A 13,073-nucleotide genomic window follows, 5' to 3' on the forward strand; every position below is an offset into this window, starting at 1 on the left:
GACCATGCCGGACCGCGCTCGTGGCGGGTGACCGAGATATAGTCCTCGCCGAACATGACGCCGTCCACGCCTTCCAACTCGAACAGGGCTTCCGCCAGCGCCGAGGCGGCGGCCTCTTCGATGGTGCGGTATTCGATAGACGTCCCCGGGGCGACTTCGCGGCCCGGCAGGAACTTCAACGCGTTCGGGTTCGGAGTGGGTTCGGTCTGGATGAACATGATTGCCAGATGCCCCCTCGCCTGCCGAACCGCAAGGGTCCGGCGACTTAATGTTTCACATGAAACCCTCTCGTAAGGACGCCCGCATGGTGGCAAGCTCAGCTTATGAATGAACGTGAGGAAGCCATCCGGATGGGCGAGGCTCTGGCCCATCTGCGCCGTGCGCGCGGGTTAAGTCAGGCCGAGGCCGGATCGCGTATCGGCATGACCAGTCAGGGCTGGAGCCTTTATGAGTCCGGTCGCCGCGCCGGTATTTTCCGCCCCGACGTTCAGCGCCGGTTGACCCAGGCCTTGGATGCGACGCCGGAAGACCTCGCCTTCATTCTGGCCAATGACAATACGGTCGAGGCTTCCCCCGCTGCCGACGGGGTCGCGTCCAAGGGGCGCGGGTTCGACCATGGTGCACCTGCCAGCCCGTCGACCATCAAATTCCGTATGGGCTCCGACGACATGGCACCATGGGCCTTTGCCGATACGGTTATCGAATACGCCCCCGCCCGCCTTCCCCGCCAAGGCGCGGGCTGTGTGGTTGAACTGAATGACGGGCGCCGACTGGTCGGACTGTTTGTTCAGGCCGATGAAAACCACGTCGTTGTGGCCGATCCCGCCGGCCAGAGGGTGTCCCTTTCCGGCAAGCATGTGCGTGCCGTTTGCGCTGTCATCGCCCGTTACGACCCTGACTGAAACAAAAACGTTGCAACATACCTGAGGTTGTGCAACGGTATCGTTGCAAGTTGAGTGGGGCCAAGGGGGTGTCATGACGCGACAGGTTCAGGAAGTGGACGTCTGGGTAGGACGCGCCGTGGCGCAGCGCCGCCAGCATCAGGGCCTGTCGCAATCGGCACTGGCCCATCGACTGGGCATCAGTTTCCAGCAGGTCCAGAAATATGAGGCGGGGCAGAACCGCCTGTCCGCGGGGCGGCTGTTCCATCTGGCCGAGATACTGGACTGCGCGGTGGGCGAGTTCTTTCCGGCGCAACCGCCACTGCCTGCCACCACCCCCAAAGGCTTCAGCGATCCCTCCCCCGAGGCCCGCCATCTGGTCGCGGCCTTTGACCGTATCGAGGACAAACTTCTGCGTCGTTCCATAAGTCGTATTGCCGAGGCGCTGGCCCCTGCCTCCTGACGGCGCTAGGAGGGACGTATGAAACTTATGGTCATCGACACGGCGCTCGGCGCCTGCCTCGCAGGGTGCTTTACGGTTGAAGGCACACAGGTGCAGTCATTGGGTCTGCGCCGTGAAGAGATGACCAAGGGTCATCAGGAACGTCTGGGCGGCATGGCCCGTGATGCGGCCGCCGATGCGGGCGGCCTGTCGGGTGTGGAGCGCGTGGGCGTGACGGTCGGGCCGGGCAGCTTTACCGGACTGCGCGTGGGCCTGAGCTTTGCGCTGGGCCTAGGGGCTGCGCTGGGTGCCGATGTGATCGGCATATCGACGCTGGATGCCCTCGCCGCCTCTGTGCCTCGGGACGGTCGCGTCGTCGCAGCCATCGATGCACGGCGCGGTCAGGTCTATATCCGCCGCTTTAATAACGGTGTCGCTGTATCCGAGGCCGAAGCCTTGCCGATTGCGGATGCCATTGAGGCCATTCTGGCCGATGGGCCAGCCGATCAGGTGACGATTGTCGGCTCTGGCGCGCCGGTCCTGCTGGAGGCCGATGAGCGGCTTGGGGCGGCGACCTCTATGCCCTTGGTGGCCCCCAGTGCCGAGGCTCTGGCCCGTTTGACCGCGGAGCTTGATCCGCAGACCTCGCCGCCCAAGCCGATCTATCTGCGCGCGCCGGATGCAACGCCGCCGACGCGCCTGCCCGGCCAACCGCGCACGGCAGCTTCCTGATGGATGCCCAGCTTTTAGCGGAAATCCACGCCGAGGCCTTTGATACCCCGTGGGACGAGACGGCTTTCCGCGAGCTTCTGGCCAGTCCGGGGATTCAGGTGTCGGGTGATGACCGGGGTTTTATCCTGATCCGCACGGTTGGAGACGAGGCCGAGATTCTGACGGTGGCTGTCCGCCCTGCCCTGCGCCGTCAGGGGCTGGGACACCGTCTGGTTGAATCCGCCATTGTCGCCAGTGCGGCGCAAGGGGCCGAACGCATGTTCCTAGAGGTGGCCGAATCCAATCTTGCCGCCATTGCACTCTATAGTGCGAACGGCTTTGAACAGGTCGGGCTACGCAAGAATTATTACCGCCGACCGGACGGAAGTTCTGAACACGCCAAGGTGATGGTTCTGAACTTTTCTCAATAGCTTCCATAAATGGCCAGTCCGACCTATCCTCCGCGAATGGACCGGATTGAAAAACTTTGCGCCGATCGCGGCATGCGCATGACGGAACAGCGTCGTGTGATTGCCCGCGTGCTCTCGAACGCTATGGATCACCCTGATGTGGAAGAGCTTTACCGCCGCGCATCAGCGATCGACCCGCATATTTCGATCGCCACGGTCTATCGTACCGTCCGCCTGTTCGAAGAGGCTGGCGTCGTCGAAAAGCACGACTTCGGCGATGGCCGCAGCCGCTATGAAGAAGCGGGCGATGACCACCACGACCACCTGATCGACACCAAGACCGGTGAGGTCATCGAATTCTTCGATGCCGAGATCGAGCGTCTGAAGAACGAGATCGCGCGCAAGCTGGGTTTCGAATTGGTCGGCCACAAGCTGGAACTGTACGGCCACGCCATTCCGGGCGCTGAACCGACCGAGCGCGAGGGCCTGATCTTCAAGCGCGAGCGGGCTCCGGGCACGACCGAAGGCCCGTCCGAGTGACAAAGATTTTGCGGGGCATGGGGCGGACCAAAGCCGCCTGTGCCTTGCAGATGCCCAAAGACGGCATCATAAGCCGCCTATGACCGATACTCTCGATCCGACTGTGGCTGTGCCGGACGCCGTCCGTGCCGAAGGTGACGCGCCCAAGCGCCTCTTCATCAAGACCTACGGCTGTCAGATGAATGTCTATGACAGCGAGCGCATGGCCGATGTCCTGCGCCCGTTGGGTTATGCGACGACCGACACGCCCGAAGGCGCCGACTTCGTCATTCTGAATACCTGCCACATCCGCGAGAAGGCCGCTGAAAAGGTCTATTCGGAACTGGGCAAGCTGCGCCAGATGAAGGACGAGAAGGCCGCCAACGGTCATGGCTCGATGACCATCGCCGTGGCCGGCTGCGTGGCCCAGGCCGAGGGCGAGGAGATCATGCGCCGCCAGCCTGCGGTCGATCTGGTTGTCGGCCCGCAGGCCTATCACCAGCTGCCGGAGCTGCTGACCCGCACCGCCCGCGCCCGCGGCGAGCGCATCGGTGCCGACTTCGCGCCCAACGAAAAGTTTGACGCCCTGCCCGTCGCGCGTGGCACCGATGGCGTCACTGCCTTCCTGACGGTTCAGGAAGGCTGCGATAAATTCTGCACCTTCTGCGTCGTGCCCTATACGCGCGGTGCCGAATGGTCGCGTCCAGTCAAGGCCGTGCTGGAAGAGGCCCGCGCACTGGCCGACCGCGGCGTGCGCGAGATCACCCTGCTGGGCCAGAACGTGAATGCCTATGACGGTGAAGGTGTGGACGGAAAGCCGTTCACCCTCGCCAAGCTGGCCTATGCGCTGGCGGAAATCCCCGGCATCGACCGCATCCGCTATACGACCAGCCACCCGAACGACATGTCGGATGACCTGATCGCGGCCCACGGCGACCTGCAGGCCCTGATGCCCTATCTGCACCTTCCGGTGCAGTCGGGCTCGGACCGCATACTGCGCCTGATGAACCGCAAGCACGGTCGCCAGAAATATTTCGACCTGATCGACCGCATCCGCGAGGCGCGCCCCGACATGGCCATGTCGGGCGACTTCATCGTCGGCTTCCCCGGCGAGACGGACCGCGATTTCGAGGACACGCTGGATCTGGTGCGTCGCGTCAACTACGCCAGCGCCTTCTCCTTCATGTATTCGCCGCGTCCGGGCACCCCTGCGGCGACCATGGCCGCACAGGTGCCGGACGATGTGGCCAAGGCGCGTCTGCATGCGCTGCAATCGCTGTTGACCGAACAGCAGGTCGCCTTCAACCAGTCGCTGGCGGGCCGCGTCCTGCCGGTTCTGTTCGAGAAGAAGGGCCGCCACGGCCAGCAGGCGATTGGCCGTTCGCCCTATCTGCAATCCGTCCACGTCGAGGACGCCGATCACCTGATCGGCCAGATCGTCGAGGTCGAAATCCTCAGCGGTCAGCAGAACAGCCTCACCGGCAAGCTGATCCAAACCCGCTGATAGCCGTTTCCCTGAAAGCCTGCGCCGCCGTCCGGCGCGTGGCCTTAAGGGTTGAAAGGAAAGCCTGATGGCACGCGAGTCCGAGTTTCTGTCTCTGAGCGACAAGGCCCTGCGTGCCGTCATCGGCCCAGGCAGCCGTCACATGGCGCTGATCGAGGATGCCTTCCGCGTCCTGATCGAGACGCCCGGTGGCGGCGTGTCGATCAACGGCTCGCCGCGCGACCGCGCACAGGCCAAGCGCGTGATCGAAAATCTGGCGACCGCCGCCGATCGTGGGGCCGAGATCGGCGAGGCCGATATCCGCACCGCCGTAGGCCAGTCGGTCAAGGCCCCGCGTCCCGGTCAGGGTCGCACCGTCCCCGAGGCCGCTTCCCTCCCCGTAGGGCGCCGTGGGGCGATCGCACCCAAGACCCCGTCTCAGGCCCGCTATCTGGAACTGCTGGGCCGTTGCGAGCTGACCTTCGGTGTCGGCCCGGCCGGTACGGGCAAGACCTTCCTCGCTGCCGCTTACGGCGCCTCCCTGCTCAAGCGCGGACAGGTGGATCGTCTGGTTATCACCCGCCCCGCTGTCGAGGCCGGGGAGAAGCTGGGCTTTCTGCCGGGCGATCTGAATGAAAAGGTCGATCCCTACCTCGCCCCGATCTGGGAGGCGCTGAACGACATCCTCGGCGCCGATGACGTGGCCCGCCGCCGCGAGAAGGGCGAGATCGAAGCCGCCCCCATCGCCTTCATGCGTGGCCGCACCCTCAGCCACGCCTTTGTCATCGTCGACGAGGCCCAGAACACCTCGCGCATGCAGATGAAGATGGTCCTGACCCGTCTGGGCGAAGGGGCCAAGATGGTGGTGACGGGTGACCCGACGCAGATCGACCTGATGAACCCGCGTGACAGCGGCCTTGCCCATGCGCTGCGTATCCTCAACGGCGTCGAGGGCGTAGGCATCCACCAGTTCAAATCCGAGGACGTGGTGCGCCATGCCCTCGTCGAGCGCATCGTGCGCGCCTATGACAGTGACGCGGCCCGCAGCCGCCCGTTCAACGAGTTGGAAACCGAAGACTGATGATCGAAGTCGAGCTGGAAGCAGAGGCCTGGACCAAGGCCCTGCCCGACGTCGAGGCCATTGTGACCCGTGCCGCCACCGCGGCGCTGGGCAAGGCCGAGGGCGATGTGGTGATCCTGCTGGCCGACGATCCCACGGTTCAGGACCTGAACGCCCGTTTCCGCCAGAAGGACAGGCCCACCAATGTGCTGTCGTTTCCGGCGGCGGAAACGGCCTTTCCGCATCTGGGCGATGTGATCCTCGGCTATGACTATTGTGCCGCCGAGGCGGTAGCCCAGAACAAGACCTTGGCCGATCACCTTAGCCATCTGGTCGTCCACGGGGTTCTGCACCTTCTCGGCTATGACCATATCGAGGACGACGAGGCCGAAGAAATGGAAGGCGAGGAGCGGCTTATCCTCGCCGGAATGGGGATCGCCGATCCCTATGCCGCAGACCACCAAGCATAAGAGGGCGATCCATGGCACGGAATCCTGCGGACCTATGGGATAGGGGCTGGATCCGTATCCTCTGTGCCCTGTTGGCCGGTGTGGCGGCGGCCTTGGCCCATCCGCCCTTTGGCATCCTTCCCGGCCTTCTGGCCTATCCGGCCCTGATGATCCTGAGCGAACGGTCGCGTCGCCTGCGCGGCGGGTTCGCCATGGGGTGGTGGTTTGGCTTCGGCTATTTCCTCGTGGGCTGCTGGTGGGTGGCCGAGGCGTTCTTCGTCAATCCGGCGCAGGCGTGGATGGCCCCGATTGCCGTCTCTGCCCTCCCCGCCGGTATCGGCCTGTTCACCGGTATCGCCACCCTTCTCTATCGTTGGCTCAAGCCCCAAGGCGCGATGCGGTTCGTGGCCTTTGCGGTCCTGTTCTCGGCTCTGGAATGGACGCGGGGCCATGTGCTGACGGGCTTTCCGTGGAATCCGGTTGGAGCCAGCTGGCAGGCGGGATCGGCCATGTCGCAGATGGCGTCGGTCGTCGGCGTCTATGGGCTGGGGCTGCTGACCCTTGTGGCCGTCGCTGCGTTTGGTCCGTTGATGACGAACTGGCGCCAGCGCTCGGCACAGGTTTCGGCTCTGGTCGGCGCTGTGCTGCTGGCCCTTATGTTCGGCTATGGCACCGTGCGTCTGAACACCGTGAAGGTCGAGCCGTCCCCTGTGATGGCGCGGATCGTTCAGGCCAATGTCGCGCAGGAGACCAAATGGTCCGAGGACGCCTATAACGACATTGTCGAGCGCTATATCGCCCTGACCTCGGCACCCGCCGAGCGTGTGCCGGATGTGGTGATCTGGCCGGAAAGTGCCCTGCCCAACCTCGCCAATAATGTCCTCGCAGGACCTGAGGCCATGCGTATCGCAGGGGCCCTTCAATCCGGACAAACGTTGCTGGCCGGCTTGAGCCGCGCCGATCCGGCACCGGAGGGCGGCTTTATCTATTTCAACTCCCTGATAGAGCTGAACAGCCTTGGCCGCGACGGCATGGAGGTGGGCGGCATCTATGACAAATATCGTTTGGTGCCGTTTGGCGAGTACCTGCCCTTAGGGGAGCTGATGGGGCAGCTGGGTATCCGCAGTCTGGTGCAGATGCCCGAGGATCTGTCGGGTGGGCCAAAACCGCAGCCGCTGGTGCTGCGCTCCTTGCCCGCTGTGCAACCGCTGATCTGTTATGAGGGCCTGTTCCCCGGCTTTACCAAGGCGTCCGGACCCGAACGCCCGCAATGGATCGTCAATGTGTCCAACGATGCTTGGTTCGGACAGACTTCGGGACCGATCCAGCACCTCAATCTGGCCTCCTATCGCGCGATCGAGACGGGCCTGCCCATGGCGCGGGCTACGCCCACGGGCGTCAGCGCCATGATCGATCCGCTGGGCCGTATCGTAGAGGGCAGCAGAATATCGCACGGTGAAGCTCGATTTGTAGATGTAATGGTGCCTGCGCCTCTGCCCGAGACCCCCTTCGGCAGATTTGGCGGTTTTGGTTATCTGGCGATCATCGCAATTCTATCGCTGGTAGTAGCGATTAGATACTTTAGATACCGACGGTAGGTGTCTGAGGAATAACGAGAACGCCGATTCCGGTTCTCGTTATTCTTGTAATGAGGTAAAAAAAAGCCGTTATTCGAGCTTAGATGTCAAAAATTGGGTGACAATGGTCGCAATGCGACGCATGGGTGAAACTTCACAGTATTGAGAGAGTTGCTGCATGGTCAGAGGCGCGGGGGAGAGCGGGCCGCATCCGGTAGACCGCCATGTTGGGCGTAAAGTCTGCGAGAAACGGATTGCTCTGGGATACAACCAAAGCGATCTAGGGCGCGCTTTGGGTCTGACATTCCAACAGATTCAAAAGTACGAAAAGGGTGCCAACCGTATTTCGGCATCCAAGCTTTGGGACATCGCGCGCTTCTTCAACGTCGATGTTAGCTATTTCTTTGATGGCCTGACGGCGCGCGCTGGCGTTGCCGAGGAGGGCGGCGAGTTCATCCACGACTTCCCCGCCACGCGTCAGAGCATCGAGATCGGCCAACTGGCCCCGCGTCTGAACCCGCGTCAGCAAAAGCTGGTTCTGGAAATGATGCGCGAGATGGTCGCTTCCAGCGAACCGCAAGAAGCGCTTCAGGCGGTTGGCGGCTAAGCCGGACAAATCCGAATAGAAAAAGGGGCGGGCCCATCAGGACCCGCCCCTTCATTTTTGAGATGGTCGTTGCCTTATTCGGCAGCGGCAATCGCCGAGGCGATGATGCGGCTGGCGGCGTGGACGACGGCACCGATACGCAGTGCGGCCTGAACCTGAACAGCGGCCATGCCGTGCTTGCGCAGTTCGCCTTCGTGGGCGTCAAGGCAGCCACCGCAGCCGTTGATGGCCGACACAGCCGTGGCCCACAGCTCGAAGTCCAGCTTCTCGACGCCCGGATTGGCCAGGGCGTTCATGCGCAGCTTGGCCGGCAGGGTCTGGTACTCATGGTTCTTCATGAGGTGCAGGGCGCGGTAATAGATGTTGTTCATGCCCATGATGGCGGCCGCGGTCTTGGCGGCGTTCATGGCTTCCGGCGACAGGACGGTCGCAGCTTGGGCTTCGATCAGCTTGACCACTTGCGGCACGCCGATGGCGTGGGCCGAAGCGAGGAAGCAGCCCCACTTCTGCTGGTCGTTCAGAACGGTTTCGTTCGCGAGCGACGAAAGGTTCAGCGAGATGTCCTTGGCATAGGACGGGATCAGTTCGCGCAGGGCATCGATGGACATGGGGTGAACTCCGAAAGGGAAAAGCTGTCGCGCGATCTGCGCGCCAAATCGGTTGCTGGCCCGGGATCGGGCAGTGAAAAGGCGGCAACGGTCACCCGCCGCCGCCCTCTCGACTATTCCGGACAATACAAACGCGTCCGGAACGCGCGGCCATACTCACGCGGCCGCAGTATTCGGCACTGGCTTAGGCAGCCAGGGTTTCGCCGCCAACCGGACGGTTGCAAGCGCACAGTTCGTCGGTTTGCAGGGCGTCAACGACGCGCAGGGTGTCTTCCGGCGAACGGCCAACGTTCAGGTTGGTGACGTAGACGTGTTGGACAACGTTGTGCGGGTCGACAACGAAGGTCGCGCGCAGAGCCACGCCGTTTTCTTCGTCCAGAACGCCCAGTTCACGAGCGAACTTGCCGCCGCAGTCAGCGAACTGCCACATCGGCAGCTTGTTCAGGTCGGCGTGGTCGCGGCGCCATGCCAGCTTGGTGAACTCGTTGTCGGTCGAACCGCCCAGAACCACGGTGTCGCGGTCTTCGAATTCTTTGTTCAGCTTGGCGAAAGCGGCGATTTCGGTCGGGCACACGAAGGTGAAGTCCTTCGGGTAGAAGAAGATGACCTTCCACTTACCTTCGAACGACTCTTGGGTGATGGCTTCGAAAGCCGAAACGCCGTCTTCTTCGTGGCTGTTGAAGCCCGGCTTCACGCCAGTGATTTTGAAATCCGGAAGTTTTTGACCGACGCCCAGCATAGCGGGAGCTCCATGTAAAATTCGTGTGAGTAGCGAGTGCCACATCGCTTTGATGCGGACGCTTAGTCAGATGGGCTCTCGCAGGTGCGAAGTCAAATCGATGATTTTGTTGGTTTGTATAAGTTATCGTTATGAAAGGCATTCTCTGCCGCTATGGGTGCATAGCAGGCATAATTACAACCTATAGGTAGGCGCGAAATGTTGCATTGCGGCGGTATCTATAAATTTTTCTATTAGTCAGAACCATTATTATCGATTTTGATTTTGCGAATCCCTTCGATAGCGTCAGTCGCATAGACATATCGAGGAGAGCCCAATGGACGGAAATCAAGGCGGATGCCCTGTGCACGGCGGTGGTCAAAGCCGCACCCTGCAAGGCCGCACCAATCGCGATTGGTGGCCCAACCAGCTGTCGCTGGAAATCCTTTCGCAGGACAGTAACAAGGTCGACCCGAACGATGCGGGCTTCGACTATGCCGAAGCGTTCAAGGCCCTCGATCTGGAAGCCGTCAAGGCCGACCTCAAGGCTCTGATGACCGACAGCCAGGACTGGTGGCCGGCCGACTATGGCCACTATGGCCCGTTCTTCATCCGCATGGCGTGGCACTCGGCCGGCTCCTATCGCACGGGCGATGGTCGTGGTGGTGCCAACACCGGCCAGCAACGCTTTGCCCCGCTGAACTCGTGGCCGGATAACGCCAACCTCGACAAGGCGCGTCGCCTGCTGTGGCCGATCAAGCAGAAGTACGGCAAGTCGCTGTCCTGGGCCGACCTGATGATCCTCGCCGGCAATATGGCGATCGAGTCCATGGGCGGCCCGATCTTCGGTTTCGGTGGTGGCCGTGTGGATACGTGGGAGCCGCACCGCGACGTCTATTGGGGTGCCGAAGGCGAATGGCTGGGCCAGACCCGTATCGACGCCGAAAAGGGTCTGGAACTGGAAAGCCCGCTGGCGGCCATCCAGATGGGTCTCATCTATGTGAACCCCGAAGGTCCGGGCGGCGTGCCCGATCCCCTGCTGTCGGCCCGCGACATCCGCGAGACCTTCGGCCGCATGGGTATGAATGACGAGGAAACCGTCGCCCTGACGGCGGGTGGTCACACCTTCGGCAAGTCGCACGGCAATGGCGATGCCTCGCTGGTCGGTGCCGATCCGGAAGGTGCCGACATCACGGCTCAAGGTCTGGGCTGGCTTTCCAAGCACGGCACCGGCAAGGGTGACGACACCATTACCTCGGGCATCGAGGGTGCATGGACCCCGACCCCGCGTACGTGGGACGACAGCTTCTTCCACATGCTGCTGGACTATGAGTATGAGCTGGTCCGCAGTCCGGCGGGTGCCCAGCAGTGGCAGCCGATCAACCCGGCACCGGAAGACATGGCCCCGCAGGCGCATGACGGCTCCAAGCGTGTGCCGACCATGATGACCACGGCGGACATGGCCTTCAAGATGGATCCGGGCTTCCGTGCCATCTCCGAGAAGTTCCGCAATGACCAGGCCGCGTTCGAGGATGCCTTCGCCCGCGCATGGTTCAAGCTGACCCACCGCGACATGGGTCCCAAGGCCCGCTACCTCGGTGCTGACGTTCCGGCCGAAGACCTGATCTGGCAGGACCCGATCCCCGCACAGGTCGGTCCGGTGATCGATGCGGCCGACATCGCTTCTCTGAAGCAGAAGATTGCGGCCTCGGGCCTGAGCGTCTCCGAACTGGTTTCGGTGGCTTGGGCTTCGGCCTCGACCTATCGCGGCTCGGACTATCGTGGTGGCGCCAACGGTGGCCGTATCCGTCTGGAGCCGCAGCGTAGCTGGGACGTCAATGAACCGGCCAAGCTGGCCAAGGTTCTGGCCGTCTATGAAGGCATCAAGGCTGGGTTCGACGGGGCCAAGACCGTGTCGATCGCCGATCTGGTCGTTCTGGGTGGTTCGGTCGGTATCGAGCTGGCCGCCAAGGCTGCCGGCCTGTCGATCGAAGTGCCCTTTACCCCGGGCCGCACCGATGCCACGCAAGAGCAGACCGACGTCGACGGCTTCTCGGTCATGGAGCCCAAGGCTGACGGTTTCCGCAACTATCAGCCGAAGCTGTTCAACGTCTCGCCGGAAGAACTTCTGGTGGACCGCGCCCAGCTTCTGGGCCTGACCGCGCCGCAGATGACGACTCTGGTCGGTGGTCTGCGCGTTCTAGGCGCCAACCACGGCGGCTCCAAGGACGGCGTGTTCACGAACCGCGAGGGCCAACTGACCAACGACTTCTTCGTCAACAGCCTCGATATGGATGTTGTGTGGAGCGGTGTTGAGGGCCAGCCGAACAAGTTCGTCGGCACCTCGCGCTCGACGGGTCAAGCCAAGTGGACCGGCACCCGCGCCGATCTGGTGTTCAGCTCGAACTCGGTGCTGCGCGCTCTTGTCGAGGTCTATGCCGAGAAGGGTGGCGAAGAGAAGTTCGTCCGTGATTTCGTCGCTGCCTGGACCCAGGTGATGAACGCCGACCGTTTCGACCTGAAACGCTAAGCGCCCATCCGCAAAATCGGGGCTCTCCACATGGGAGGGCCCCACCCCTTCCCCCATAAAAAATTTTGAACTTAAGCCGATGAATCCCTATGTCGGCTCTATGCTCCCCTCACTCAGACAACTTCAGTATCTCAAGCTGCTTGCCGAGCATGGCTCCTTCAGCCGTGCCGCAGAGGCGGCCCACGTCAGCCAGCCTGCATTGTCTTCCGGTGTTCAGGAGCTGGAGCGTATTCTTGGCGCGCCGGTGGTAGAGCGCACGCGTGGTGCCGTTCTTCTGACCGCTGTCGGTGCCGAGGCCGTCAAACGCGCCGAAGATGTTCTGGCCCGTACCGAAGATCTGGTCGAGGCCGCCCGCAATGCCGGAAAGCCGCTGTCGGGCCGTTTCCGTCTGGGCGTGATCCCGACCGTGGCCCCCTATCTGCTGCCGCAAAAGCTGACAGGTCTGCGCGATCAATACCCTGCCCTTCGCCTGTTTATTCGCGAGGATCTGACGCCCAAGCTGATCGCGGGGCTGAAGTCCGGACAACTGGACGCTGCGGTCATCGCCCTGCCCTATGACGCGCCGGGCATCGACCACGCCCATATCGCCGATGATGAAATCCTCGCGGCGGCTCCTGTGGGTCATGCGCTCGATGGCGAAGGTCCGATCCCGCAGGGTGCCCTGCGCGCCGAGGATCTGATCCTTCTGGAAGACGGACACTGTCTGCGTGATCAGGCTCTGGCCGCCGTCAACATCGAGGCCCCGCGCGGCGAGGACGTCTTTGCCGCCACCACCCTGCCGACCTTGGTCCAGATGGTGTCATCCGGCCTTGGGGTCAGCTTCCTGCCCCAGATGGCGGTCACCGCGGGCCTGACGGACAATAAGGGCGTGGTTGTGCGCCCGATTTCCGAAGACGCCCCCCACCGCGAAATCGTGGTGGCATGGCGTTCGGGGTCCAGCCGCGCCGCCGAGGCGCAACTGCTGGCAGAAGCCCTTAAGATCTCCTGATTACAGGAGAATTTGTCACCCAGCATTCGAACGTACGACGTACATCGAATACCGTTCCGGTGACCCTCTATTGCGACCCTATTCTTTATG

General features: G+C 62.5%; 15 protein-coding genes. 12 read left to right on the forward strand and 3 right to left on the reverse strand.

Going from position 1 to position 13,073, the window contains the following annotated elements; genetic code table 11:
* On the reverse strand, positions 1-218 hold a 218-nt coding region (locus Q0Y42_RS03880; RefSeq protein WP_297800384.1), incomplete at its 3' end, for a NifU N-terminal domain-containing protein.
* A 105-nt stretch (positions 219-323) separates the two neighbouring features.
* On the opposite strand from Q0Y42_RS03880, the gene Q0Y42_RS03885 reads away from it, so the two are divergent.
* From Q0Y42_RS03885 to Q0Y42_RS03930, 10 genes are all read left to right on the forward strand, one after another.
* A complete protein-coding gene (locus Q0Y42_RS03885; RefSeq protein ID WP_297800386.1) occupies positions 324-902 on the forward strand; it encodes a helix-turn-helix transcriptional regulator in 579 nt (192 codons plus the stop codon).
* A gap of 73 nt (positions 903-975) precedes the next feature.
* Positions 976-1,344, forward strand: a complete 369-nt coding sequence (locus Q0Y42_RS03890) for a helix-turn-helix transcriptional regulator (protein ID WP_297800388.1) — start codon at positions 976-978, stop codon at positions 1,342-1,344.
* An 18-nt stretch (positions 1,345-1,362) separates the two neighbouring features.
* A complete protein-coding gene (gene tsaB, locus Q0Y42_RS03895; RefSeq protein WP_297800390.1) occupies positions 1,363-2,055 on the forward strand; it encodes a tRNA (adenosine(37)-N6)-threonylcarbamoyltransferase complex dimerization subunit type 1 TsaB in 693 nt (230 codons plus the stop codon).
* Complete coding sequence (gene rimI, locus Q0Y42_RS03900; protein WP_297800392.1) at positions 2,055-2,465, forward strand: ribosomal protein S18-alanine N-acetyltransferase; 411 nt, start codon at positions 2,055-2,057, stop codon at positions 2,463-2,465. The genes tsaB and rimI overlap by 1 nt, the downstream gene beginning before the upstream one ends.
* Before the next feature lie 36 nt (positions 2,466-2,501).
* Entirely contained in the window at positions 2,502-2,984 is a 483-nt protein-coding gene (locus Q0Y42_RS03905) for a Fur family transcriptional regulator (protein WP_297800535.1), read from the forward strand.
* A gap of 79 nt (positions 2,985-3,063) precedes the next feature.
* On the forward strand, positions 3,064-4,467 hold the full coding sequence (gene miaB, locus Q0Y42_RS03910; protein WP_297800394.1) for a tRNA (N6-isopentenyl adenosine(37)-C2)-methylthiotransferase MiaB: 1,404 nt from the start codon (positions 3,064-3,066) through the stop codon (positions 4,465-4,467).
* A gap of 67 nt (positions 4,468-4,534) precedes the next feature.
* On the forward strand, positions 4,535-5,527 hold the full coding sequence (locus Q0Y42_RS03915) for a PhoH family protein (RefSeq protein ID WP_297800396.1): 993 nt from the start codon (positions 4,535-4,537) through the stop codon (positions 5,525-5,527).
* A complete protein-coding gene (gene ybeY / locus Q0Y42_RS03920; RefSeq protein ID WP_297800398.1) occupies positions 5,527-5,976 on the forward strand; it encodes an rRNA maturation RNase YbeY in 450 nt (149 codons plus the stop codon). The genes Q0Y42_RS03915 and ybeY overlap by 1 nt, the downstream gene beginning before the upstream one ends.
* An 11-nt stretch (positions 5,977-5,987) precedes the next feature.
* A complete protein-coding gene (lnt, locus tag Q0Y42_RS03925) occupies positions 5,988-7,553 on the forward strand; it encodes an apolipoprotein N-acyltransferase (RefSeq protein ID WP_297800399.1) in 1,566 nt (521 codons plus the stop codon).
* Positions 7,554-7,710: 157 nt separating this feature from the next.
* Positions 7,711-8,139: a helix-turn-helix transcriptional regulator gene (locus Q0Y42_RS03930; protein ID WP_297800401.1), complete on the forward strand. Its 429-nt coding sequence runs from the start codon at positions 7,711-7,713 to the stop codon at positions 8,137-8,139.
* Positions 8,140-8,213: 74 nt separating this feature from the next.
* On the opposite strand, the gene Q0Y42_RS03935 is transcribed toward Q0Y42_RS03930, so the two are convergent.
* Together Q0Y42_RS03935 and Q0Y42_RS03940 are read right to left on the reverse strand one after the other, a co-directional pair.
* A complete protein-coding gene (locus tag Q0Y42_RS03935) occupies positions 8,214-8,747 on the reverse strand; it encodes a carboxymuconolactone decarboxylase family protein (protein WP_297800403.1) in 534 nt (177 codons plus the stop codon).
* 184 nt (positions 8,748-8,931) lie between these two features.
* Positions 8,932-9,486, reverse strand: a complete 555-nt coding sequence (locus Q0Y42_RS03940; protein ID WP_297800405.1) for a peroxiredoxin — start codon at positions 9,484-9,486, stop codon at positions 8,932-8,934.
* 316 nt (positions 9,487-9,802) lie between these two features.
* On the opposite strand from Q0Y42_RS03940, the gene katG reads away from it, so the two are divergent.
* Positions 9,803-11,995: a catalase/peroxidase HPI gene (gene katG, locus Q0Y42_RS03945; protein WP_297800407.1), complete on the forward strand. Its 2,193-nt coding sequence runs from the start codon at positions 9,803-9,805 to the stop codon at positions 11,993-11,995.
* Positions 11,996-12,095: 100 nt separating this feature from the next.
* Positions 12,096-12,983 (forward strand): hydrogen peroxide-inducible genes activator, encoded by an 888-nt coding sequence (locus Q0Y42_RS03950; RefSeq protein ID WP_297800409.1) that lies wholly within the window; start codon positions 12,096-12,098, stop codon positions 12,981-12,983.
* Positions 12,984-13,073 lie beyond the last annotated feature (90 nt).

Source organism: uncultured Brevundimonas sp. (assembly GCF_947305955.1).
Classification (GTDB): Bacteria; Pseudomonadota; Alphaproteobacteria; order Caulobacterales; family Caulobacteraceae; genus Brevundimonas.